At 67.4% G+C, this 24,021-nt stretch carries 19 protein-coding genes; 9 read left to right on the forward strand and 10 right to left on the reverse strand.

Annotated elements, in window-relative coordinates; translation table 11 throughout:
* Positions 1-64: 64 nt before the first annotated feature.
* Positions 65-706, forward strand: coding sequence for a hypothetical protein (locus NA12_RS22210; protein ID WP_067454496.1), 642 nt, complete (start codon positions 65-67; stop codon positions 704-706).
* Between the two features lie 32 nt (positions 707-738).
* Here NA12_RS22210 and recR read toward each other — a convergent pair whose 3' ends face one another.
* Entirely contained in the window at positions 739-1,347 is a 609-nt protein-coding gene (gene recR / locus NA12_RS22215; protein WP_067454499.1) for a recombination mediator RecR, read from the reverse strand.
* On the reverse strand, positions 1,347-1,664 hold the full coding sequence (locus NA12_RS22220) for a YbaB/EbfC family nucleoid-associated protein (RefSeq protein WP_067454502.1): 318 nt from the start codon (positions 1,662-1,664) through the stop codon (positions 1,347-1,349). Before NA12_RS22220 ends, recR begins: the two co-directional genes overlap by 1 nt.
* A gap of 400 nt (positions 1,665-2,064) precedes the next feature.
* On the opposite strand from NA12_RS22220, the gene NA12_RS22225 reads away from it, so the two are divergent.
* From NA12_RS22225 to NA12_RS22235, 3 genes are read left to right on the forward strand one after another with little or no spacing between them, the layout of a single operon-like run.
* Positions 2,065-2,640 (forward strand): hypothetical protein, encoded by a 576-nt coding sequence (locus NA12_RS22225; RefSeq protein ID WP_067454504.1) that lies wholly within the window; start codon positions 2,065-2,067, stop codon positions 2,638-2,640.
* 45 nt (positions 2,641-2,685) lie between these two features.
* Positions 2,686-3,513 carry a MerR family transcriptional regulator gene (locus NA12_RS22230; RefSeq protein WP_067454507.1) on the forward strand — a complete coding sequence of 276 codons (828 nt, stop codon included), beginning with the start codon at positions 2,686-2,688 and terminating at the stop codon, positions 3,511-3,513.
* A complete protein-coding gene (locus NA12_RS22235) occupies positions 3,513-3,863 on the forward strand; it encodes a VOC family protein (RefSeq protein ID WP_067454510.1) in 351 nt (116 codons plus the stop codon). The genes NA12_RS22230 and NA12_RS22235 overlap by 1 nt, the downstream gene beginning before the upstream one ends.
* A gap of 20 nt (positions 3,864-3,883) precedes the next feature.
* Here NA12_RS22235 and NA12_RS22240 read toward each other — a convergent pair whose 3' ends face one another.
* Entirely contained in the window at positions 3,884-4,318 is a 435-nt protein-coding gene (locus NA12_RS22240) for an SRPBCC family protein (RefSeq protein ID WP_067454513.1), read from the reverse strand.
* Between the two features lie 193 nt (positions 4,319-4,511).
* Here NA12_RS22240 and NA12_RS22245 point away from each other — a divergent pair, with 193 nt between their 5' ends.
* Both NA12_RS22245 and NA12_RS22250 read left to right on the forward strand, forming a co-directional pair.
* Positions 4,512-5,939: an FAD-binding oxidoreductase gene (locus NA12_RS22245; protein WP_067454516.1), complete on the forward strand. Its 1,428-nt coding sequence runs from the start codon at positions 4,512-4,514 to the stop codon at positions 5,937-5,939.
* Positions 5,936-7,261: a class I SAM-dependent methyltransferase gene (locus NA12_RS22250; protein ID WP_067454519.1), complete on the forward strand. Its 1,326-nt coding sequence runs from the start codon at positions 5,936-5,938 to the stop codon at positions 7,259-7,261. Before NA12_RS22245 ends, NA12_RS22250 begins: the two co-directional genes overlap by 4 nt.
* Before the next feature lie 124 nt (positions 7,262-7,385).
* Here the strand turns inward: NA12_RS22250 and NA12_RS22255 are convergent, their stop codons facing one another.
* Together NA12_RS22255 and NA12_RS22260 are read right to left on the reverse strand one after the other, a co-directional pair.
* Positions 7,386-10,925: a serine/threonine-protein kinase gene (locus tag NA12_RS22255; RefSeq protein ID WP_067454726.1), complete on the reverse strand. Its 3,540-nt coding sequence runs from the start codon at positions 10,923-10,925 to the stop codon at positions 7,386-7,388.
* A gap of 152 nt (positions 10,926-11,077) precedes the next feature.
* Positions 11,078-12,163, reverse strand: coding sequence for an esterase-like activity of phytase family protein (locus tag NA12_RS22260; RefSeq protein ID WP_067454522.1), 1,086 nt, complete (start codon positions 12,161-12,163; stop codon positions 11,078-11,080).
* Positions 12,164-12,375: 212 nt separating this feature from the next.
* Between NA12_RS22260 and NA12_RS22265 the strand changes: the two genes are divergently transcribed.
* Positions 12,376-12,741 carry a cupin domain-containing protein gene (locus NA12_RS22265; protein WP_067454525.1) on the forward strand — a complete coding sequence of 122 codons (366 nt, stop codon included), beginning with the start codon at positions 12,376-12,378 and terminating at the stop codon, positions 12,739-12,741.
* A gap of 67 nt (positions 12,742-12,808) precedes the next feature.
* Here NA12_RS22265 and NA12_RS22270 read toward each other — a convergent pair whose 3' ends face one another.
* From NA12_RS22270 to NA12_RS22280, 3 genes are all read right to left on the reverse strand, one after another.
* A complete protein-coding gene (locus NA12_RS22270) occupies positions 12,809-14,959 on the reverse strand; it encodes a 3-hydroxyacyl-CoA dehydrogenase NAD-binding domain-containing protein (protein WP_067454528.1) in 2,151 nt (716 codons plus the stop codon).
* Positions 14,960-15,002: 43 nt separating this feature from the next.
* Positions 15,003-16,217, reverse strand: a complete 1,215-nt coding sequence (locus NA12_RS22275; protein WP_067454531.1) for an acetyl-CoA C-acetyltransferase — start codon at positions 16,215-16,217, stop codon at positions 15,003-15,005.
* 188 nt (positions 16,218-16,405) lie between these two features.
* The gene (locus NA12_RS22280) at positions 16,406-19,201 is read right to left on the reverse strand and encodes a DNA polymerase III subunit gamma and tau (protein ID WP_067454534.1); all 2,796 of its coding nucleotides are present in this window, start codon (positions 19,199-19,201) and stop codon (positions 16,406-16,408) included.
* Positions 19,202-19,646: 445 nt separating this feature from the next.
* On the opposite strand from NA12_RS22280, the gene NA12_RS22285 reads away from it, so the two are divergent.
* Both NA12_RS22285 and NA12_RS22290 read left to right on the forward strand, forming a co-directional pair.
* Entirely contained in the window at positions 19,647-20,471 is an 825-nt protein-coding gene (locus tag NA12_RS22285; RefSeq protein WP_067454729.1) for a hypothetical protein, read from the forward strand.
* A gap of 66 nt (positions 20,472-20,537) precedes the next feature.
* Positions 20,538-21,815 carry an ammonium transporter gene (locus tag NA12_RS22290; protein WP_067454732.1) on the forward strand — a complete coding sequence of 426 codons (1,278 nt, stop codon included), beginning with the start codon at positions 20,538-20,540 and terminating at the stop codon, positions 21,813-21,815.
* Here the strand turns inward: NA12_RS22290 and NA12_RS34715 are convergent.
* Positions 21,812-22,942 (reverse strand): neutral zinc metallopeptidase, encoded by a 1,131-nt coding sequence (locus tag NA12_RS34715; RefSeq protein ID WP_243654796.1) that lies wholly within the window; start codon positions 22,940-22,942, stop codon positions 21,812-21,814. The two genes, NA12_RS22290 and NA12_RS34715, sit on opposite strands and share 4 nt — an antisense overlap.
* Positions 22,942-23,853, reverse strand: a complete 912-nt coding sequence (locus NA12_RS22300; protein ID WP_067454542.1) for a neutral zinc metallopeptidase — start codon at positions 23,851-23,853, stop codon at positions 22,942-22,944. The genes NA12_RS34715 and NA12_RS22300 overlap by 1 nt, the downstream gene beginning before the upstream one ends.
* Positions 23,854-24,021 lie beyond the last annotated feature (168 nt).

A 24,021-nucleotide genomic window follows, 5' to 3' on the forward strand; every position in this document is an offset into this window, starting at 1 on the left:
GGTAATAGCGCGGGGCGGGGACCACATCGATTACGACCGGTCCCGCGGCCCGTAGGCTGGCCGGGTGAGCTACGACCACATCCTCTTGCCGTCCGGCGTCGCCAGCTCCGTCGACGAGATCGACGCGTACCTGGCCGCTCAGGAAGGCCTCACCGAGTCCGCGCCGATCGCCGAGATCGCGGCCGAGCTGAACGCGCGCAACGCCGAACTGCCCGCGGACGACTCGTTCCTCAGCGTCGAACCCGTCGGCGGACCCAGCGGCGACACGCTCTACGTCCCCTCCCCGTACGACGCCATCGGCTTCGTCCGCAATCTGCTCTTCGACCTCGCGACCCCGCGTGGTTACGCCGTCTACGATCCACAGCTGAGCTGGCTCATCGACCCGGCCGACCACATCCCGATCAATGTCACTCACGGCGGCGCGGGCGAATTCCCCTATCTCACCGAGGAATTGGCGCATCACTGGGTCGCCGGGCTGGCCGCGCCCAACCCGTACCTCATCGTCGAGCAGGGCGAACAGCGCTACATCCAGACCTACCGTGACGCGGGCGGCCCCTACACCCTCGAATATCGCGATGGCGCGCCCGACCGGCATTTCGGCACCACCCTGGACGACCCGGCGCAGGTCGCCCGCATCATCTGGGATTGGGCCAACGGCAAGCCCGCCACCACCGACGGCGTCGCCTGGACCCGGGTCGAACTCTGATCCGAGCACGAACGTGACCGGCGCGGCGCCCGCTACAGCGTCCGTCGGCCCGACAGCGCCCGACCGAGGGTCAGTTCGTCGGCGAATTCCAGGTCGCCGCCCATCGGCAGGCCGGAGGCCAATCGCGTGACGGTGAGCCCGGGGAAATCGCGCAGCATCCGCACGAGATAGGTGGCCGTCGCCTCACCCTCGGTATTCGGGTCGGTCGCGATGATCACCTCGCTCACATCGATGCCGTCCTCCTGATTGCCGATGCGGGTGAGCAGTTCTCTGATCCGCAGCTGATCAGGCCCGACCCCGCTGAGCGGATCGAGGGCACCGCCGAGCACGTGGTAGCGCCCACGGAACTCGCGGGTGCGCTCGATCGCCTGCACATCCTTGGGTTCCTCGACCACACAGATCATCGTGCGGTCGCGGCGTGGGTCGGCGCAGATCCGGCACAGCTCGCCATCGGCGACGGTGCCGCACGACACGCAGAACTGAACGCCGTCGCGCACCTTCTGCAGCGCGGCCTGCAACCGGTCGATATCCGGCGGCTCCACAGCCAGCAGATGAAACGCGATGCGCTGTGCGCTCTTCGGTCCGACGCCGGGCAGTTTGCCCAGCTCGTCGATCAGATCCTGAACCGGCCCCTCATACATCAGAAGTCGGGCAGACCGGGCATCGAACCGCCGCCGAGGCCCTGCGACAGCGGGCCCAGACGCTCGGCCGCGAGCTGCTGCGCGTTCTTCATGGCGTCGTTGATCGCGCCGATCACCAGGTCCTGCAGCCCGTCGACGTCCTCTGGATCGACCACCTTCGGATCGATCGTCAGCGCGATCACCTCGCCACTGACCTTGATCGTGGCCTGCACCAGACCGCCGCCGGCCTGACCGGCCACCTCGGTCTCGGCGAGCTCGGCCTGCGCCTGCATCACTGCCTGCTGCATCTGCTGAGCCTGAGCGAGCAGTGCCTGCATATCGAACTGACCATCACCGGGTTGCACAACGCTCCTGTAATTTTGGCGGCTGGCGCCGCGGGGGTTTTCGGCCCGGGGGGCCTCGCACCCGAGGGACGATACTGCGCCTTCGGCGTTCCGTCTCGTCCCTCGGGTGCGAGGCGGCCGAAAACCGTGGGGGTGGGTTGGGTGCGGGGATCGGGGCTTGCCGTTCGTCAGTTTAGTCGTGGGGAATGGTCGCTGAAACTACGGCTGCGCGGGGGCTCGACGTTCCGTCTCGTTCCCCTCGTGTGCGGGGAGGGGGCACTTGCCGTTTGCCGGTCGGTCGTGGGAAACGGGCGCTGAAACTACGGCTGCGCGGGGGCTTGGGCATACCATCAGGGCCGATAGGGCAATGATTCAGCAATCTCTAGGAGATCAGATGGATGTATCCCGTGCGCGCCTTTCGTCGGTTTCGGCCGTTTTCCTCGCTGCGGCCGGCCTGCTACTTCTCACACCGGCCGCCGTGTCGGCCGATTCGGGGGGCGGGGTCACCAACTACGGCAATGGCTGCGTACTCGATCCGGGCAATCGTGCGGCGACCATCGATTCGTTGCGGTCCCGGTGCAGTGTCACCCAGCAGGACCAGATCTACCGTGACGCGCAGGCGGGCTCGGTCCCGATGGGCCTCACCAACGGGTGGGTGACACGCCCACCGCAGCTCGAGGCGGCCGCCCCGGCGCTGTGGATCGGCAAGGTGTTCCGCACCGGGCCCGACGGCGGCACCCTGACCAACCGGGTCACCGCCTCCGGAATCGAGGCGTTCCCGGCCGATGTCTATCGAGCGCCGTCGATCCTCGATGGCGCGCCCACCTGGGCGCTGAACTACGCGCCGTCACCCACCCCGCAGGTCTACGACGAGATTCGCGAGGTCACCCCGGGCGTCTGGTTCGGCTACACGTGGTGGCGCGAGGGCTCGTGGCCGCTGCTCGCCGCCTTCGTCCTGACGCCCGCCTGATCGTTTCTTGACCCTCCACCCGCTGGAGGGTGTTCGCTGGACCTCATGACAGCAACCGTGGCGATCGGCGAGTTCGCCCGCCTCACCCATCTGAGCGTCAAGACGCTGCGGTACTACCACGAGATCGAGCTACTCGAACCGGCCGCGGTAGACGTGGGCACCGGCTATCGCCGATATTCCACCGACCAGGTGGAGCGGGCGCATCTGATCCGGCGCCTGCGCGACCTGGACATGCCACTACCGGAGATCCGCACCGTGCTCGCCACGGCCGATCCCGCTGAGCGCGACACCACCTTGCGGGCCCATCTCACCAGGATGGAAGCGGCGCTGGAACGCACCCGTGAGGTGGTGGTCTCGCTGCGCGCCCTGCTCACCGCGCCGCCACCACCGATCGAGATCGACTACCGGGTCGAGCCCGCGTTCACGGCACTCACCGTCACCGACCAGGTCGAACACACCGACATCGCCGACTGGTGCGGCACGGCGTTCGAACAGCTGTACCTGATCCTGCTCGAGTCCGGGGTGAACCCAGGAGGTGTTGCGGGCGCGACGTATTCGAACGAGTTCTTCACCGACGACAACGGCGCGGTCACCGCGTATGTGCCGTTGCCGCCCGGGGTCGAATTCACTCCCACCCGCGGCTTCGCCGTCGTCGACTTCCCCGCCCGCCACTTCGCCGTCGCCGTGCACGAAGGCCCGTTCGAAGACTTCGACCGCACCTACGGCGCGCTCGGCAGCCACGTCGCCGAGCACAGCGCCGCGCTACCCGACGAACCGGTCCGCGAGCGCTATCTCGTCGGCCCGGATATCACCGATAACCCGGCCGATTACCGCACCGAAGTGTGCTGGCCGATCACCGAAGGAGAACTCTGATGACCATCACCCTGTCCAACATCACCATGGACTGCCACAACGCCACCGCCCAGGCGGAGTTCTACGCGGGGCTACTCGACGTACCCGTCGACCCGGAGGCTTCGCAGTTCTTCGCCACGGTCGGCAAATCCGCCGGTCTCGCCCCGATCCTGATGTTCATCCAGGTCCCGGACAAAACACCCGGCAAGAATGTGGTCCACCTGGACTTCCACACCGCCGAGTGGGCCGACTACATCGAGCGCGCGATCAGTCTGGGCGGCAAGCACATCGGCGACTTCGACGAGTACGGCCTCCAGTGGACCACCCTCGCCGACCCCGAAGGAAACCTCTTCGACATCGGCAAGGACTGATCCACCACGGTGAACTGAACTCAGGCCAGTTCGCCCGAGAGGTTGCCCAGCACCTCGGCCTGGATCTTCTTCAGGCCGAGCGGGGCGAAGATGCCCTCGAAGATGCCCGAGATGCCGCCCGCACCCTTCCAGGTGGTCTCGACGGTGACCTTCGAGCCGGTGCCGTCGGGGGTAACCGTCCAGGTGTTGACCATGGTGGAGTTGGCGTCACGCTCGGTGAGGACCGAATCCGCCACCGTCACGGTCGCGCGCACGTTGCGGGTGCGCTTCTCGGTGGCCTGCAGCGTCCACTCCACCACGGTGCCCGCGCCGTTGCCACCTTCGACAACCTTGTAGTCGCGGTAGTGCGAGGAAAGAATGCGCGGCCGGACCGTCTCATAATCGCTGATCGCGGCGAGCGTGCGCTGCGGATCCGCGGCGACGACGATCGAACTGCTGGCGCTGACCTGTCCCACTGTTGACTCCTTGCTGGGGGTGTGGCGATATCTCGACCGGGTTACATCCTGCCCTGTCCCCGCGCATGTCACCCGACCAGGTTGGGCCGGTACGGGAACATATGCGTGACTTTTTGTCGCGGCACGCAAGTATCCGGTGGCCCGGCGGACACGGTCGTACTAGCGTCAAAGGGTGGCAGTGAGTCTTTTGGGCATGGCTGGTCACGAACCGGCCACACGCGAGTCCGGATATGCCGCGCATCGAGCGGGAGTACAGCGATTGCTGGAAAGCTATCGCGCCATCCCACCCGGTGCCGTCGTCCGGCTGGCGAAGAAGACATCGAACTTGTTCCGGGCCAGGGCAGCTCCCGATGCGCCCGGGCTCGACGTGTCCGGCCTCGGCCAGGTGATCGCGGTGGACCCGCGGGCCCGAACCGCCGACGTCGCGGGCATGACCACCTACGAGGACCTGGTGGCGGCCACCCTGCCCTACGGGCTGGCGCCGCTGGTGGTGCCCCAGCTCAAGACCATCACCCTGGGCGGGGCGGTGACTGGTCTCGGCATCGAATCGACCTCGTTCCGCAACGGACTACCGCACGAATCCGTGCTGGAAATGGACATATTGACCGGGTCGGGGGAGATCGTCACCGCGACACCCACCGGCGAGCACGCCGACCTGTTCCACGGCTTCCCCAACTCCTACGGCACGCTCGGATACTCCGTGCGGCTGAAGATCGAACTCGAACCGGTGCTGCCGTACGTGGAACTGCGGCACGTGCGCTTCCACGACCTGCGCGAACTGGAAGCCGAACTCGATCGGATCGTCGTCGAACGCCGCTTCGACGGCGAAGCTGTCGACTACCTCGACGGCGTGGTGTTCAGCGCGAACGAGAGTTACCTCACCCTGGGCAGGCAGACCGACGAGCCAGGCCCGGTCAGCGACTACACCGGCATGGACATCTTCTACCGCTCCCTGCAACACGCAGACGGGGTGACCAGAGACCGGCTGACCATCCACGATTACCTGTGGCGCTGGGACACCGACTGGTTCTGGTGCTCACGCGCGTTCGGTGCGCAGAACCCGAAGATCCGCAGGTTCTGGCCGAAGTCGCGCCGCCGCAGCAGCTTCTACTGGAAACTGGTCGCCCTCGACCGCAAATATCACATCGATGACCGCAGACAGGCCCGCAAGGGCAACCCGCCGCAGGAACGCGTCGTGCAGGACATCGAGGTTCCGGTCCAGCACACCGCCGACTTCGTCGAATGGTTCCTGCGGGAAATACCGATCGAGCCGATCTGGTTGTGCCCATTGCGCCTGCGCGCGCTCGGCGACGCACCGGCGGCGGACGGTGCGCGTCCGTGGCCGCTGTATCCGCTCGAGCCACAGCGCACCTACGTCAATGTCGGATTCTGGTCGGCGGTGCCGACCGAGCGAGATCAACCGGAAGGGGCGGCCAACCGGGCCATCGAGAAGATCGTGTCCGCGTTCGACGGACACAAGTCGCTCTACTCCGACTCCTACTACGACGAAGCCGAGTTCGCCGCACTCTACGGCGGCGACATCTACACCGAACTGAAAACCCGTTACGACCCGGACCAACGACTGCTGAATCTGTATTCGAAGGCGGTGCAACGCAAGTGACGACATTCAAGGACCGAGCTGACAGGGCCACAGGCCTGACCGAACTGGGGACCCGGCTCAACATCGCCGAGGTCGTCGAGAGCCTCGTAGACGGCGAGATCCCCGTCCGCCTGACCGCCTACGACGGCAGCGCGACCGGACCGGAGGACGCGGCCTACTCGCTCGAGATCAAGACCCCGCGCGGCATCAACTACCTGGCAGGCGCCCCCGGCGACCTCGGTATGGCGCGGGCCTATATCGCCGGCGACATGATCGCCGAGGGGGTGCATCCCGGCGACCCGTACGACATCTTGAAAGCCATGCAGGACATGAAGTTCCATCGTCCTTCGGCACTCTCACTGGTGACCATCGCCCGGTCGCTCGGCTGGGACCGGCTCAAGCCGATCGCGCCCCCGCCGCAGGAAACGCTGCCGCGCTGGCGCAGGATCGCGCTGGAGGGTCTGCGCCATTCCAAGACCCGCGATGCCGAGGCGATCCACCACCACTATGACGTCTCCAACAAGTTCTACGAGTACGTCCTCGGCCCGTCGATGACCTACACCTGCGCGGTGTACGGCGACGAGGACTGGACCCTCGAGCAGGCACAGGAGAACAAGTACCGGCTGATCTTCGAGAAGCTGCGGCTGAAGGAAGGCGACCGGCTGCTCGATATCGGCTGCGGGTGGGGCGGCATGGTCCGCTACGCGGCCGCGCGCGGTGTGCGGGTGATCGGGGCGACCCTGTCGGCCGAGCAGGCCGCCTGGGCGCAGCAGAAGATCGCCGAGGAAGGGCTCAGCGAGCTCGCCGAGGTCAGGCACAGCGACTACCGCGACATCCCCGAGGGCGAATTCGACGCGGTCTCCTCGATCGGCCTCACCGAGCACATCGGCGTGCACAACTACCCGTTCTACTTCGGCTACATCAAGGACAAGCTGCGGGTGGGTGGTCTGTTCCTCAACCACTGCATCACCCGCCACGACAACACCCGCACCACCAAGGCCGGCGATTTCATCGACCGCTACGTCTTCCCCGACGGGGAGCTGATCGGTTCCGGCCGCATCATCTCCGACATCCAGAACGTCGGCCTCGAGGTGCTGCACGAGGAGAATCTGCGCGAGCACTACGCGCTGACGCTGCACGAGTGGTGCAAGAACCTGGTCACCAACTGGGACGCGGCCGTGGCCGAGGTCGGCGAGGGCACCGCGAAGGTGTGGGGCCTGTACATGGCGGGCTGTCGACTGGGCTTCCAGCGCAACGTGATCCAGCTGCACCACGTACTCGGCGTGAAGCTGGATACGAACGGTGCCTGGGATGTCCCGCTGCGCCCCTGGTGGCAGCCGTAGCGCGGTGCCGTGTTCTCGGCCCGCCCCCGGTTCTGGACTGACCGAAGGGTGCGACGAAGGAGTACCCGCAGGGAGGGAAGAACCGGGGTCACAGGGCCGAGAACCGCGGCGCCGGCCGCCTATGTCACAGCAGTAGTTCGTCGAGGAAGTGGCGGGGCAGGTCGCGCAGTATCGGATGGTCCTGCCCGTCATGGGATTGCGTACGCAGCACGTGGAGCAGGCCGACCACCCCGGGCCCGGCGTCCAGCAGTGGCCTGGTCCAGCCCAGTTCGGCACAGGTGCGCAGGACCGGAAGCACCAGACCGGTCGCCTCCCCGACCCATCCTGCCGAGGCCAGGCACTCCGCGAGCAGCAGGGTCGCGTCCAATTCCGCACGGGGGCGGCCCTGTTCGAGGGTTTTCGCGTAGATCACCCTGGCATGACGTGCCGCGCGATCATCGGCGCGCAGCCGCTGTTCGGCCAGCAGCACTCGGATGTCGGCGATCGCGCGCGCCTCGGTGATCAGCGCGGCGGCGCCCTTCTTGCGCCGCGCACCGTTGCCGGAGGAATCGGGGACGAAGTTGTCGTCGCCGGTGGGGAACCCGAGCCGGGACCGCTCGGCCCGCACATGGGCGTCCAGGCGCGCCAGCCCGTTCTCCGCGGCCACTCGCGCACCCTCGTCGAGGCGGGCCGAGGCCGTGTACTGGTCGCCGAGGGCCGCTTTCACCCTGGCCCCGATCACGAACGTCGCGATCAGGAAGTCGACAGGACCCACCCTGGTGACGAGCTGCAGACTCTCGTCGAGGAGCCGATCGGCCTGCGCCAGGTCTCCTCGCCGATAGGCCACTTCGCCGAGCAGGGCAGCCGCGATCCGGGCGGCGTCCGAGCGCGGCCCCGACTTGGTCCGCGCGGTCTCGTAGGCCTGCTCGAAAGTGGCGGTGGCAGTGCCGATATCGAGTTGCTCGTAGGCGGCGTCGCCCAGCGCGCACAGCCCGAACACCGGACCGAGCGGGTCCTTGGATTGCGCGTGATAGTCGGCGGCCCACTCCTGTAGCTGCGCCACCGCGTCGAAGTCGAACTCGCACAGCCGGACGAACGACATCAGGTTGGCGGCCGTCGACACCGTCCAGGCGGGCAGGTCGTCGGGTTCGTCGAGCACCGAGGCCAGACGGTCGGCCACGTCAGCGATGTCATCGTGGGCCACCCGGTCCGCCGCGTCCAGAATGGTTGCCACGCAACGCTGTTCGGTCAGCTCCGGCGCACCCGGCGAGCTGCGGGCCAGCAGGTTCGAGAGCCGACCGAGCGCGCTCCGGGCCGTGCTGGTCTGCTGCATGTTCATATTCGCCCTGGCCACCGCCATCAACAGCTTCGAACGTGAGGTCACCTGCTGCACAGGCAGTTTCGAGACGGTGCCGAGCAGGGTGGCGAGCCGGGAGCCGTCGATCAGGTCCATGCCGCCGCTCTCGAGCAGGTCGGCTGCGAGCTTGAGATCGGTCGCGGCCAGCGCGTGATCCACCGACTTACGCAGCAGTTGGTGCTCGGCGTACCAGCGAGCGGCCTTGCGGTGCAGCATTTTCGAACGGCCGGGATGTTCGCGGTCGAGTCGGGCGCGCAGATGCTCGGCGAACAGCGGTTGCATGCGGTACCACTCCGGATCATGCTGGATCCGATGCAGGAAGAGCTCACGCTGTTCGGCCTGCGCCAGCATCGCGGCGCCATCGGGAACGTCGGCGAGCAGCGCGGCCAGTGACCCGTTCACCCGCTCGACCACCGAGATCGCCATCAGGAACTCCAGCTGCTCGGGCGCCAGCGCGTCGAGCACGTTCTCGGCCAGATACTCCCGCATCCCGTGCCCGCCTTCGGCCAGCGACGCGAGCAACTGGGTCGGATCCGCTTTACCGCGCAAGGTGAGGCTCACCAGCTGGATCGCCGCGGGCCAGCCGTCGGTCGCGACGTGGATCTGCTCGATCTGCTCGTCGGTGAGCGCGAAACCGTTGCGCTCCACCAGGATCTGGCGGGTCTCCGCTTCGGTGAGCCGCAACGCGGCCGCGTCCAGCTCGACCAATTCGTCGCGCACCCGCAACCTGCTGATCGGCAAGCCGGACTGATCGCGACTGGTGATGACGAACCGCACGTGGTGGCAGCCGTTGTCGAGCAGGGTCGCCATCGCGCGCTGTACGCCGGGGTCGCGCACCCGGTGCCAGTCGTCCACCACGACGACCACCGGTCGCCCGCTCGCGTGGATCTCATCGATCAGAGTGGCGATCACATAGGCGACCGCGTCGGCGGGACGCTCCTCGAGCACCTGCTCCAGGCCTGCGCCGACGTCGGAGCGTACCCGGCGGATGGCCTGGATGAGGTGGGCGAGGAACCAGATCTCGCTGTCGTCGTCCTGATCCACCCCCAGCCACGCCACCGGGATATCGCGGGTGGCCAGGTCGGCGCGCCACTGCGTGGCGATGGTGCTCTTGCCGAAACCGGCGGGCGCGTGGATCAGGGCGAGTCGGCGCGCGCCACCCTCGCGGAGCACGTCGAGCAGGCGCTGGCGCGGAAAAGGTTCGCGCGCGGGTGTGGGCGGACGGAATTTGGTGGCGGCGGTCGGCGGAAAAGTACCGGTCGTCGAGCTCGTCAGGGGTACCGAGGCGCCCGCGGGTTGGAGGGTCAGCGGCCAGCTGCGGCGGCCGGTCACCGACTTCAAAACCTCCGGGGCAGAGTCGGTGGTCTCCTCGGAGTCCAGTAGCGCCATCTCGTCGGGCATCTGGCCGTGCGCGCGCTGGACTTCGCGCAGCAGTTCGCCGAACTCGTAGGCCGAGGCCGGGCGGTCGGCGGGTTCGGGGGACATGGCCCGTTCGATCACTTCCGCCACATCGTCGGGGATGTCCTGGGCGCGCAGGTCGGGGACGGGCTGGGTGGTGATGCGCAGGAATTGCGCGACCACCTTCTCCCCGGCCTGGCGTTCGAACGCGGCGTGACCGGTGAGCAGGGCGAACAGGGTCGCACCGAGGCCGTATATATCAGACCGAACGGTCGGTTCATTGCCTTTGAGCACTTCCGGCGCGGTGAACGCGGGTGAACCGGTGATCAAGCTGCTCGACGTCTGGAAGCCGCCCGGAATGCGGGCGATGCCGAAGTCGGTGAGTTGCGGTTCGCCATAACCGCTGATCAGTACGTTCGCCGGTTTCACATCCCGGTGCAGGATGCCCGCCCGATGCGCCGACTCGATCGCCGCGGCCAGCTTCACTCCGGCCCGGAGGGTATCCGACCAGGTCAGCGGCCCGCGATCGTGAATGAGGCGTTCGAGTGAGCCACGCGAACAGTACGGCATCACGATCAGCGGCAACCCGGTCTCGGTCACGTCGACCTGCAGGATGTCGACGATATTCGGGTGCCCGGACAACCTGCCCATCGCCTGTTCCTCGCGCAGGAACCGTTCCCGGCTCTCCACATCGATCTCCGAGGACAGCACCTTCACCGCCACTACGCGATCCAGCGCGGGCTGCAAGGTCCGATACACCACGCCGAATCCGCCGCGCCCGATTTCCTTGGCTCCCGTGAGTCCCATGGCATCGAGCTCGGCGATGACGGCCTTGTCGGGCACCCCCGGCGCCATCGTCCGCTGCGTATTCAGCCCCGCCGGCGCCGCCTCGGCCGGCCCGCGCCGCGTACGCGTCTGCTCCGGATCCATGTGACCACCTCTCACCATCGGCGTCACCGGCGTTTCGGTCGACATGCGGGGATGCCATCGACATCACCACACATATCCAAGCTAGCGCGATCCGGCGTCTATCGGGTGGAGATTCGACGCTGTGGCGGCAACGGTTGTCCGAAACCCACGGTTCAGCGCACCGCCAGGGCGATCAACTGGGTGCGCTGTTCGGACGCGAAGTTGTTGTCCGCGACCAGCACCAACGTACGCTCGCCCGAGGGCAGGCGGGGCCCCCAGGTCATTCCCTCGATGTTGTCGACGGCCTCGATTCCGAGAGCGGTGAGGTCGGCGACGAGCCGCTTCGCCACCGGGCGTGCACCCGTGATCGGCGCGTCGAGCACAGTGCTCGCCCCCGCGGTGTCGATCTCGAAGATCCGCACCCGATTTCCCACGCCCTTGGCGAAAGCCCGTTCGACCACCAGGAATCGGGTCGGATCGACCGGGTCGTCGGCGAGGATCGCGGTGACGCCGTTGCTCGACTGTCCGGCCTCCGGCCGCGAATCCGCGAACACCGGCTCCAGCGGATACGCGTACTGTGCCAGCACCGGCCCGAACCTGGCTTGGACGGTGATCCGCGTCGTCGCCCCCGCCGTCGTGGTCGCGCCCGGCCCGTCCTGGAGCAGCGGACCCTCCATCGCGGTCACGAACAGCGCCCCACCGGCCGCGAACGTCGCCGCTTCGAGCGCCTGATTCTGCCGTGGCCCCGAATCAGCGCGCATCCGTTCGCTTTCCGGGATCGGCAACTCCGCGACGAACCCGCCATCCGCGCGCGCCACCCGCACCGAAGGATCAGCGAGCACCTCGCCCGCGCGCTCACCTTCCTGCGTCCAGAAGTAGTCACCCGTCCACGGATCGACCCGAATATCTTCGGGATCGACCGATTTCGGCGCGTACGTCGCCCCGTCGGGCCGAAGCAGCGGCATCGTCGCGGCGAAGGTCACGGGACCGATTCCGCCTTCCCCCAATGGAATTCGGGCGGTGTACACGCGTGCGGGACCCTTCTCCGACCGGTCGTCGCTGATCAGGACGAATTCATCGGCGCCGGAGACATAGTCGATCCCCGACAGCCCACCGACCACCGTTCCCGCGAATTCGAGATCGTGCTCCACGACCTGCTCCCCCAACACCCGCACACCGTCGACCGCGGCGCTCGCGTCCGGCACCGCGCCTCCCGCGACGACAATTCCCAGCACCGCTGCGGCCACCCGACGTCCCATGACGACAAGCTATCCAACCCACCACACCCCTGGGTGAACACCATTCGAACTGTCGCCCCGCCGCGTCTCGACGAAGCCGAAACCCGCCCCTTGTGCCGCCGCGAGGATGGGCGAAGACTTGAAACTCTCGGTGGGCGCCGCCGCGGGCCGGGCCAGCTCCGCTCGGTGGACCGCGACATCGCCGCTCATCACCCGAGCCGAAGTGAGATGCCATGTCAGCGCTGGTACGCATGAGTTTCGACGCGCCCGAGGAAACCCGGCCGTTCGAACAGGGAAAAGGTCGACTCGACCTGGTCAACGTCGAAAACGGCCCGGTCGGCCGGGCGGTCTTCGAACCTGGTTGGCGATGGAGTGAACACGTGAAGCCGATCGCGGGCACCGACAGCTGTGAAGCCGCGCACATCGGGTACTGCCTGTCCGGGCGGATCGTGGTGGCCATGGACGACGGCGAAGAACTGGAATTCGGCCCCGGCGACGTCATGATCGCCGACCCCGGCCACGATGCGTGGGTGGTCGGCGACGAAGCGTGCGTTCTGCTCGACTGGCAGGGCTACGCCGACTACGCCAAGCCCCGATAACGGCGAACGCCCGCCACCTCGATGAGGTGACGGGCGCCGACCCGGTGCGAAACCGGGAACTACCTACTTACTTGCGCAGCGAGGCCGGAACCTCGAAACGCGGGCCGAACTTCGCGGCCAGCTCGTCGGCACGGGCCACGAAGGCCTCCTGCCCACCGGGGTAGCCGACGATGAACTGGTGCGCGCCACCCGACCAGGCCGGGAAGCCGATGCCGAAGATCGAGCCGATGTTCGCGTCGGCGGTGCTGGTGAGCACGCCTTCGTCGAAGCACTTCTGGGTCTCGATGGACTCGGCGAACATCATCCGGTCCTTGAGATCCTGGAGGGTGACGCCCTCCGGGAGCTCACGGCTGGTGTTGAAGATCGAGCGCAGCTCGTCCCACAGGCCGGTGACCTTGCCGTCGACGTAGTCGTAGAAGCCCGCGCCGCCCAGCTTGCCGGTGCGGTTGTGCTTCTCGACCAGGGTGTCGAGGACCTCGGCGGTCTTCGCGGCGGCGGCGTTGAGCTCGCCACCGGCCGCGAGGATCGCATCCGCGGTCTCTTTGTAGATCTTCTGCATGGTGGTGAAGTTCAGCTCGTCGCTGAGCTTCAGCGGCGCGGCCGGGTAGCCGGCCTGCAGACCCGCCTGCTCGACGGTCGACGGGTCGATACCCTCGGCGACCATCGCGATGGCCTCGTTGATGAAGGTGCCGATGACGCGCGAGGTGAAGAAGCCACGGCTGTCGTTGACGACGATCGGGGTCTTCTTGATGGCGAGGGTGTAGTCGTACACCCGGGCCAGCGCCTCGTCGGAGGTCTTCTCGCCCTTGATGATCTCCACCAGCGGCATCTTGTCCACGGGGGAGAAGAAGTGGATTCCGATGAAGTCCTCGGAGCGCTTCACACCGTCGGCCAGCAGGGTGATCGGCAGGGTCGAGGTGTTCGAGCCGAGCAGGGCATCGGCGTCGACGATGTCCTCGATCTCCTGGAAGACCTTGTTCTTGAGCTCGGGGTTCTCGAACACGGCCTCGATCACGAAGTCGACGCCCTTGAAGTCGGCGGCGTCCGCGCTCGGGGTGATGCGGGCCAGCAGCTCGGCCGACTTCTCCGGGGTGGTCTTGCCACGGGAGAGCGCCTTGGCCTCGATGGCCTCCGAGTACGCCTTGCCCTTCTCGGCGGCCTCGATCTTGACGTCCTTGAGGACGACCTCGAAACCGGCCTTGGCGGAGACGTAGGCGATGCCCGCGCCCATCATGCCTGCGCCGACGACGCCGATCTTCTTGATCTCACGCTTGGGCACGTCCTTGGGACGCGAGCCACCACCGTTGATGTGGTTGAGGTCGAAGAAGAACGCCTGGATCATGTTCTTCGCGACCGGGCCGGTCAGCAGACCGGTGAAGTAGCGCGACTCGATCAGCGACGCGTTGTCGATGTCGACCTGCGCGCCCTCGACGGCCACCGACATGATGGCGCGGGGGGCGGGCATGTTGGCGCCCTTGATCTGCTTGCGCAGGTTGGCCGGGAACGCGGGCAGGTTCGCCGCGATCGCCGGGGACGACGGAGCGCCACCGGGGATCTTGAAACCCTTCTTGTCCCACGGCTGCGCGGCATCGGGGTTGGCCGCGATCCACGCCTTGGCGGCGGGCACCAGCTCCTCGATCGAGCCGACGACCTCGTTGATCAGGCCGATTTCCTTGGCCTTGGTCACGCGGTGACGCTGGCCCTGCAGCAGCACCTGCATCAGCGCGTTCTGCAGGCCGAGCATGCGCACGGTGCGGATCACACCGCCGCCGGCGGGCAGCAGGCCCAGGCTCACCTCGGGCAGACCGATGACGGCGCCCTTCACGTCCGCGGCGACGCGGTAGTGGGTGGCCAGCGCGATCTCGAGGCCACCGCCGAGGGCGGCACCGTTGATGGCGGCGACGACCGGCTTGCCGAGCTGCTCCAGGCGGCGCAGCGGGCCCTTGACGTCGTCGAGCATCTTCATGACCTCGGCCGCGTTGTCCGGGCCGACCTGCATCATGTTCTTCAGATCGCCGCCGGCGAAGAAGGTCTTCTTACCCGAGGTCAGCACGACACCGGTGATGTCGTCCTTCTCGGCTTCGAGGCGATCCACGGTCGCGGCCATCGAGGTGATGTACACGTCGTTCATGGTGTTGGCGCCCTGGCTGGGGTCGTCGATGGTGAGGACGACCACGCCGTCGGCGTCCTTCTCCCAGCCGATGATGTTGTCAGTCATAGTTTTTCGTTCTCTCCTATGAGAAGTGAAAGTCGGCCGGAGCTCAGACGCGCTCGATGATGGTGGCAACGCCCATGCCGCCACCGATGCACAGGGTGATCAGCGCGTAGCGCGCGTTGCGACGCTCGAGCTCGTCGATCATGGTGCCGGTGATCATCGCGCCGGTGGCACCAAGCGGGTGGCCCATCGCGATCGCGCCACCATTGACGTTCAGCTTCTCATCCGGGACGTTCAGGTCCTTCTGGAACTTCAGCACCACGGAGGCGAAGGCCTCGTTGATCTCGACGAGATCCATGTCCTCGATGGTCAGGCCGGCCTTGGCCAGTGCCTTCTTCGCGGCCGGCGTGGGGCCGGTCAGCATGATGGTCGAGTCGGCACCGGAGGTGGCGGTCGCGACGACGCGGGCGCGCGGGGTCAGACCCGAGTGCTTGCCCGCTTCCTCGGAGCCGACCAGCACCAGGGCGGCGCCGTCGACGATGCCCGAGCTGTTGCCACCGTGGTGGACGTGGTTGATCTTCTCGACGTAGGTGAACTTCTGCAGCGCGACCGCGTCGAAGCCACCCATCTCACCGATACCGGCGAAGGAGGGGTTCAGCTTGCCCAGGTCGGCGGCGGTGGTGCCGGGACGCATGTGCTCGTCGTTGTCGAGCACGATGAGACCGTTCTGGTCCTTGACCGGAACGATCGACTTGGCGAAGTAACCACCGGTGGTGGCCTTGGCGGCCAGCTCCTGCGAGCGCACGGCGTAGGCGTCGACATCATCGCGGGAGAAACCCTCGATGGTGGCGATGAGGTCGGCCGAGACACCCTGGGGCACGAAGTAGGAGTCGTAGTTCGTCGCCGGGTCCATCGCCCACGCGCCGCCGTCGGAACCCATGGGGACGCGTGACATCGACTCGACGCCACCCGCGATCACGAGGTCGTCGAAGCCCGAGCGAACCTTCTGCGCGGCCAGGTTCACAGCTTCGAGCCCGGAGGCACAGAAGCGGTTGAGCTGGAAGCCACCGACGGTGTCGGGCAGACCCGCGACGGTCACCGCGACGCGAGCGATATCGGCGCCCTGGTCACCGATCGGCGCGACACAGCCCAGGATCAGATCCGAGATCTGGTCCTCGTCGAGGTTGGGGAAGCGGCCACGCAGCTCCTGGATCAGACCAACAGTCAGATCGATCGGCTTGACCGAGTGCAGCGAGCCGTTCTTCTTGCCGCGGCCGCGCGGAGTGCGGATGGCCTCGTAGATGTAGGCCTCTGTGGTCATATCGGAGTGTTTCCTTCCTTGGGGTGCGGTGGCCGCACGAACGCCACGACCATTTGTCTCGACGCCGTACAAATCCCGGCAGCACCAGCGGAGCATAGAACCATGCCCATCCGGTACGACCGGCCACCCGTTCATACTACCGTGGTGTGCGAACTGCCGTTAACTTAACGCGGTGCGGACGGTGGCTGTCAACCATCCAGACTCTTTGCTCCGAACTGTTCACGTAGCAACGCCAGCGCGACCTCGTCCGGATCCTGGCGGTCACCGGGAGCCACCGGCACCGCGGCGGCGGCCAGCATCTCCCGTTCCTCCTCCGGAGTCGGCGGGGCGAGAACAGCGGCGCCGCGCACGGAATCGCCACCGGACCGGGACTGCGACCCCTCGTCCGGGCCGGGGTCGTCGGGGAGGTCAGGGAAATCCGGCGGCGGAATGTCATCGTCGGACGGTCGGTTCACCCGGTTCGACGACGGGTTACCCGCCGCCTGGCTCGGCCGCGAGAATTTGGGGCGTCCAGCGGGCTTGCTCTCCGGATTTCCGGCCCCTCGCGCGGGCCCGGCCTTGGCGGCGGGCGCCGGTCGCGGCGCGGGCGCACCGGTCTCCCAGCGCACATCCAGTTCACGCCCGAGCACGGCCCGCACCGCCGAACGCACCGCCTCGATATTGCGCGGATCGGACAACCGCTGCGCCAACGGAGCGGCCGGATGCGCGAAAACGATCACCTCGCCGTCGACCCGCGACACCGCCGCCCCGGACAACAACGCCTGCAAGGTGGCCCCGAACTCCCGCACCCGACTCTTGATCTCCGGCCACGCGGCATCGACGATCCCGACCAGATCCTCCGACACCGCACCGACCTGCGGCTCCACCCGCCGACCCTCGACCCGCGAAGACGCTTCGGCGTCGACCACCTCCGATCCCGGCCGAGCCGGCGAACCCACCTGCGGTGCCGCCGCTTTCGACGCCCGGACCGGGCCGACATCGGCGCGAGTCGCTTCGTCGGCGGCGCGGGCCGGGCTACCTCCGACGCGGGCCGACTCACCTCCGACGCGGCCCGGGTCACCTCCAGCGCGAGTCGAGTCACCCCCGGCGGGGGCCGGGTCACCGCCGACGCGGGCCGACTCACCTCCGGAGCGGGCCACGTCACCTCCGGCGCGAGTCGGGTCACCTCCGGCGCGAGTCAGGTCGTCGCTGGTGCGAGTCGAGTCGGTTTCGGTAGACGGACCGGAGAACTGCTCTGGGCCCACGCTTTCCGGACGAGGACGGAAGTCCGGCTGTGCGGAGCGGATCGCGTCGGCGAGACCCTGGGCTCCAGTTCTTTCGGAAGAATCATCGACCGCATGCTGTCCGGCATCGATCGGTGACGCGTTAGGCGCGGGTGGCGCGGACTGCGGCGCCTGCTCCGACGAGGCAGCAGACCCGTGGGTCGCCGACTGCGGCGAAAGTACAGGCGAGGGCGTCGCCGCAGGCACGGACGGCACGGGGTTCGGCACAGGCTCGTGCCCGGCAGGTCCGTGCCCGGCGGCAGGTGCGGACGAAGCCGCAGGTGTAGACGGTGCGGGCTCGGCGAGCGGCGCGGACGCTGCCGGGGACGCGCTCGACGCAGAGCCCACCGGGGCCGACGACGCGGTCGGGGCCGCGGTCTTCTGTTGCGCGGCAACGGGACTCGTGCCGCCCGATGTCGGCGATCCACCGGCCGCCGCTTCCTTCTCGGCGCGAGCGGCGGCGAGGAGTTCCGCACCTCGACGACCACTGGACGCCGGGACGGCAGGGCGTTCGGCGGGCGGTTCGCCCGCGGCCGGGCCGGGGCGCGCGGGTGCGGGAACCGATCCGCTCGCGAATCCGCGTTCCAGGCGTTCCAGGCGTTGCAGGGTCGCCGACTCGGCGTCGGAGACCGACGGCAGGAGCATGCGGGCGCAGATGACTTCGAGGAGCAGACGCGGGGCGGTGGCACCGCGCATTTCACCGAGACCCTCGTGGAGGAGTTCGGCGTAGCGGGTGAGGGTGGCCGGGCCGAGGCGTTCGGCCTGTTCCCGCATCCTTTCCATGACATCGCCGGGGCCGGAGACCAAGCCGCGGTCAGCGGCGTCGGGGACCGCGCGCAGCAGGATCAGGTCGCGTAGGCGTTCGAGCAGGTCGACGGCGAATCGGCGCGGATCGTGGCCGGCCTCCATCACCGAATCAACCGTGTTGAACAGTGCAGCGCCATCATCGGCGGCCAGCGCGTCGATGGCGTCGTCGATCAGCGCGACATCGGTGACGCCGAGCAGCGAGACCGCGCGCGGGTAGGTGACACCCTCCGGTCCGGCGCCCGCGAGCAACTGGTCGAGCACGCTCAGGCTGTCGCGCGGCGAACCACCACCGGCCCGGATGACCAGCGGATACACCGCCTCCTCCACCGGTACGTGCTCCTGCTCGCAGATCTTGCCGAGCAGTCCGCGCATGGTGGCGGGCGGCAGCAGCCGGAACGGATAGTGGTGCGTACGAGACCGAATCGTCGGCAGCACCTTGTCCGGCTCGGTGGTGGCGAAGATGAAGATCAGATGAGCGGGCGGCTCCTCGACGATCTTGAGTAGCGCGTTGAAACCGGCCGTGGTGACCATGTGCGCCTCGTCGACGATGAACACGCGGTAGCGCGACTCGGCGGGCGCGTAGAAGGCGCGATCGCGCAGCTCACGGGTGTCGTCGACACCACCGTGACTGGCCGCGTCCAGTTCGATCACGTCGAGATTGCCCGAGCCGCCCGGACCGAGCGCCACACACGACGAGCACGTACCGCACGGCGTCGACGTCGGCCCGTCCACACAGTTCAGCGAGCGCGCGAGGATGCGCGCGGAGGAGGTCTTACCGCAGCCACGAGGCCCGGAGAACAGATACGCGTGACTGATCCGTCCGGTATCCAGCGCCGTACTCAGCGGGTCGGTGACGTGCTCCTGACCCACTACTTCCGCGAATGTCGCCGGTCGATACTTCCGGTACAGAGCCACGACCCACAGGCTACCGAGAGCGTCCGACAGGGTTGATCGGCGGCTGGCAGTGCACCGATACGGGGTAATGCACTCTTGATCATCATGTGACTCAAATCACATTGAATTCCACGGTACGGAGCGTACGTGCAAACCATGCCATTAGCCGCAACAGAATAGCTATCTACTGCCTCGAACACAGAAATTCAGCAATCGAACAGTCGTTTGATACTGGATAACCCGACAATGCATACCGATTCCCCGATTAACGGCCACTTGCTAGATGTAACGAAATAGTGAAGGACCGTGACAGTGTCGCAAGTGGCTGGCTACCGTGGGTCTCGGCAACTTCGGTGGCCAAACCTTCATCAGGTTGGTGACCCCGGCCGGTCCCTCATCCCGACCGGGGCACAACCTTCGCGCACCGATCGCTCCCCCACCGCACCGACCGGAGGAACGTTTCACCGTGCTGTCGTGTGATGACATCGCAACCGCCTGGCTCGCCCACACCGACTTCGCCGGCGACAACGCCGCGGTCGGGCTACTGAGCCGGGCGATCAGCCCACAAGACTTCGACATCAAACGCGACTCGTTACCCGTCGCCGCCGCGGCCGACCCGGCCACCGCCGACGCCATCCTGCAACTGCTCGAGCGCGGGCAGGTGCCGACCATGGCGGCCATTCGCACCCTCACCGCGCAGAACGAGATGCGCCGCGAGGCCGAGCGGATCGAGCGACTCGGCCGTCGCGCCCAGCGCAGCATCGACGAGTTCGGCCGTGTCCTCGCCCGCCTCGCCGCCGCCCACTGGACCGACCACAATATCGGCCCCACCAGGCGCGATATCCTCGCCGACGCCGAAATCTGCGCGCTCATCGCCGAACGGGTGGGTGAGATCGCGCCGTCGGCGGTCAAGCATCTGTGGCTGATCGAACGGGCGCAGCGCGCGGGCTGGATCGCCTCGAGCGCGAGCCCCGGTTCGCTGTGCCCGGCGCGGCGCTGGCACACCACCAAATACGGCAATCGGGTCTCGCAGAAGCCGGTCAACATGATCGGCAAACTGGTCACGGGCTTCGTCGTCGAACACACCGCCGACCGGGGCAAACCGCCGAGCTGGGCGGTACTCGCCCGCGACGCGCGCGACGACCGCGGTCGCCGCCTGTTCTTCGACGTGGCCGACGCGCATGCCCAGCGCCGCTGGCTCACCACCGCCGAGTGGCTCGCGAGCAGCGATGACCTGCCCGTTCCCGGCAAACGCGGCACGCGGGCACTGGCTAAGGAGAACCGGGCCTAGCGCCGCCATCAACGGTGAGGGTTCGGTAACTTTCTCGCGACGCATCCACGCGTGAAAGGAGTTACCGTGCCCGCAACGATCGACCCAGCGGCCACTGCTTGGCTACTCGCGGCCACCGCCATGGTGCTGTTGATGACGCCCGCACTCGCAGTCTTCTATGGCGGAATGGTGCGCTCGACAGGCGTGCTGAACATGCTGATGATGAGCTTCATCGCGATCCCGCTGGTCACCGTGGTCTGGCTGGTGGCCGGCTACAGCCTCGCGTTCGGCGACGACGCGGGCGGCGGCCTGATCGGCGGTCTCGAACATCTAGGGCTGGCCGGGATCAACCCCGACTCAGTTCGCGGCACCATTCCGGAGCTGCTGTTCGTCACCTTCCAGCTGACGTTCGCGATCCTGACCGCCGCCCTGGTCTCCGGCGCGATCGCCGACCGTGCCAAGTTCGCGGGCTGGATGGTGTTCGTCCCGCTGTGGACGCTGGCGGTGTACGCGCCGATCGCGCACTGGGTGTGGGGGCCCGACGGCTGGCTGCTGAACTTCGGCGCGCTCGACTACGCGGGCGGGCTGGTGGTCGAGATCACTTCCGGCGCTTCCGCCTTGGCCTTGGCACTGGTACTCGGACCGCGAATCGGCTTCAACATCGACGCGATGCGTCCGCACAACCTGCCGTTCGTGCTGCTCGGCGCCGGACTGCTGTGGTTCGGCTGGTTCGGTTTCAACGCGGGCTCCGCACTGGGCGCGACCGGCACCGCGGCGGCGGTCTTCCTGAACACCCTGATAGCGGGCAGCCTCGGCATGCTCGGCTGGCTCATCGTCGAACAGATCCGCGACGGTAAGCCCACCACGTTCGGCGCAGCCTCGGGCGCGGTGGCCGGTCTGGTCGCGATCACCCCGTCCTGCGGCGTGGTGAACACCCTCGGTGCGGTACTGGTCGGTCTGGCCGCCGGTGTGGTGTGTTCGTTCGCGGTCGGCTGGAAACACAAAGCGGGCTATGACGATTCGCTCGACGTGGTCGGCGTGCACTTCGTGGGCGGCATCGTGGGCACGGTCCTGATCGGCCTGCTGGCCACCCAGGTGATGACCGGCGGCGTGAACGGCCTGTTCTACGGCGGCGGCTTCGCCCAGCTCGGCAAGCAACTGGTCGCGATCCTGGTGGTCGCGGCCTACGCCTTCACGATCTCGTTCGCACTCGGCAAGGGCGTCGACAAGATCATCGGCTTCCGCGTGAGCAAAGAAGACGAGACAGCGGGCATCGACTTCGCCCTGCACGCCGAAACCGCCTATGCCGAAGGCGTTCACGGCTCCTCTCCCCGCCGCTTCGGCGAGGGGCACTACGGGACCTAGCTCACCTCGTCGGCCGGTGCCAGCCAGGTGTTGCATTCGAAGTTGCGATTCTTCGAGTAACCCTGGTTGTACCAGTTGCCGTTGTGGGTCGGGGTGCCGTGATCGCGGTGGCGGCCGTTGCCGTCACCGCGGTTGTAGTTGTGCTTCACCGCGGCGTAGCCCTCCTGCGAGGTCCACGACCCACCCGCTTCCGACGAACCGATGTACATGCCGCCGAAGCAGCTGGCCTGCAATTCCATTCGGCGCGAGGTCTCCAGCCCACCCGCCGACGTGGTGCCCTGGTCGCGGCGCTGGTTCGACGAAGCCTGCAGCAGGCCGGTGAGGCCCTGGACATGGTGACCGTATTCGTGGGCGTACACCGACAGCGCTTCCATCGGCGGATACGGGGTGTTGTGCAGGACCAAGCCCGCTGTCGACATGTAGATGGTGCTCGACGCGCTGCAATAGAACGCGTCGCTGGTGGCGCCGCCACACGGCGATGACAGCTCCGAAGGCTGTTCGGCGACAACCAGACCCGGGCTCTTGAACGGCAGATTCGCCGCGGCCAGATTCGACCGCCACATCTGATCGAGACAGACCTGCGCCGCCGCGAAGAACGCTGTGGCCACCGCCGCGGCGGTCGACCAGCGCGGCAGATCGCAGTCCATGTTCGTCAGACCCGCGTCGTCGTTCTTGAACAGCGGATGCTGCCCGAGCGCGATCACCGGTTGCGGTCCTGCCGGTTTGGTCGTGGTCGGCGCCGTGGTGCGTGCGGTGGTCGTGGCGCGCGCTGTCGTCGGGTTCGTGGTCGGCACCGGCGAATTCGAGGTGTAGGTGAAACTCGGCGGCGTCGTCTCGGCGAGCGAGCCCGGCGAACTCTGGTCGGACACCGTCACCGCGGCGATGAGCAACCCGATGACCCCGAACACGGTCAAGACCGTCAACACGACCCCGCCCGCACCCGAACCACCCCGGCGCGGCGGCGGATAGCCCGGCGGCGCATAGCCGTACGGCGGCGGCAACGGCCGACCGTACGGCGGCGGCAACGGATGCTGATACTGCGCGACGGGATACCCATACGGCTGCTGGTGCGGATACCCCGGCGGACCATGAGGACCATAGGGCCCGTAGCCGGGCGGTTGGCTCATCAGTTCACTTCGCTCGCGGACACCGTGAAGGTGTTGCACTGAGCGGTGAGGTTGCGCGCGAGACCGGTTTCGAACCACTGGCCGCCGTGCTCAGCGGTGCCGTGGTCGCGCATGTCGCCGGGGCCGTCACCGCGACCGTAGGAATCCTTGGTGGCGACCGTGACCTGCGAGGAGGTCAGCGAGCCACCGCCCTTCGAGGAGGCGATGAACATGCCGTCGAAGCAGTTGGCCTGCAACTCGACTCGACGTGACAGCTCCAGGCCCTTGGCCGAGCGGGCGCCCGCGTCGACACGCTCGCTGTTGGCCTTGCGCAGAATGCCCGACTGGGCCTGCACATGGTGGCCGTACTCATGCGCGAACACCGACAGGTACACCACCCAGTTGTCGCGGAACTGATCGGTCTGCAGCTGGCTGATCGGCATGTAGATGGTTTTGTTCGCCGGGCAGTAGAAGGCGGCGAAATTACTCGTCGACCCCGTGCACGGGGTGGTGATGCCATCGGTGTTCGCGGTGACGCTGAGCGTCGGCGACTCGAACGGCAGATTGTTCTGCGCCAGCAAGGGTTTCCACGCCGCCTCGAGGCACTTCGCGGCCGACTCGAAGAAGGCGCGCGCCTTGTCCACCTGGGTGCCCCACGGCGCGTACGCGCACGAGGCAGGGACCAGGGTGCCGTCGGAATCGGTGAGCAGCGGGTTGTCTCCGGTCGCGGCGGGCGCGGTGCCCGGCTGGGGGGTGTAGGTAGTGGTCGGTTTCGGGCCGATCGCGCCGATCCCGAGATCGACTCCGGTGTTGACGGCGTACTTCACCAGGCCGCCGACCAGCAGGAAGATGACGACCAGGATTACCGAGGTGAAGCCACCGCCCCGCTTGCGTGGCGGTGGAGTAGGCCTGCCCGGCGGGCCGTAGGGCATCGGCGGCGGGCGGTATCCCGGCGGCGGACCGTACGCCGGACGCTGTCCGTAACCCTGTGGATAACCCTGCGGCTGTGGATAACCCGGCTGCCCATAGCCGGGTTGTGGCCGGTATCCCGGCGGCGGACCATAGCCAGGGGGCGGTGGAACCGGTCGTCCACCTGGGCC

The organism is Nocardia alba NBRC 108234, assembly GCF_001612665.1.
Classification (GTDB): domain Bacteria; phylum Actinomycetota; class Actinomycetes; order Mycobacteriales; family Mycobacteriaceae; genus Nocardia; species Nocardia alba.

Bases quoted from the DNA above. Each gene is read 5' to 3' on its own strand.
- recR (WP_067454499.1), bottom strand. From the start codon at position 1,347: ATGTATGAGGGGCCGGTTCAGGATCTGATCGACGAGCTGGGCAAACTG.
- NA12_RS22220 (WP_067454502.1), bottom strand. From the start codon at position 1,664: ATGCAGGCACTGCTCGCTCAGGCTCAGCAGATGCAGCAGGCAGTGATG.
- NA12_RS22225 (WP_067454504.1), top strand. From the start codon at position 2,065: ATGGATGTATCCCGTGCGCGCCTTTCGTCGGTTTCGGCCGTTTTCCTC.
- NA12_RS22230 (WP_067454507.1), top strand. From the start codon at position 2,686: ATGACAGCAACCGTGGCGATCGGCGAGTTCGCCCGCCTCACCCATCTG.
- NA12_RS22235 (WP_067454510.1), top strand. From the start codon at position 3,513: ATGACCATCACCCTGTCCAACATCACCATGGACTGCCACAACGCCACC.
- NA12_RS22245 (WP_067454516.1), top strand. From the start codon at position 4,512: ATGGCTGGTCACGAACCGGCCACACGCGAGTCCGGATATGCCGCGCAT.
- NA12_RS22255 (WP_067454726.1), bottom strand. From the start codon at position 10,925: ATGGATCCGGAGCAGACGCGTACGCGGCGCGGGCCGGCCGAGGCGGCG.
- NA12_RS22260 (WP_067454522.1), bottom strand. From the start codon at position 12,163: ATGGGACGTCGGGTGGCCGCAGCGGTGCTGGGAATTGTCGTCGCGGGA.
- NA12_RS22265 (WP_067454525.1), top strand. From the start codon at position 12,376: ATGTCAGCGCTGGTACGCATGAGTTTCGACGCGCCCGAGGAAACCCGG.
- NA12_RS22270 (WP_067454528.1), bottom strand. From the start codon at position 14,959: ATGACTGACAACATCATCGGCTGGGAGAAGGACGCCGACGGCGTGGTC.
- NA12_RS22275 (WP_067454531.1), bottom strand. From the start codon at position 16,217: ATGACCACAGAGGCCTACATCTACGAGGCCATCCGCACTCCGCGCGGC.
- NA12_RS34715 (WP_243654796.1), bottom strand. From the start codon at position 22,942: ATGAGCCAACCGCCCGGCTACGGGCCCTATGGTCCTCATGGTCCGCCG.
- NA12_RS22300 (WP_067454542.1), bottom strand. From the start codon at position 23,853: ATGCCCTACGGCCCGCCGGGCAGGCCTACTCCACCGCCACGCAAGCGG.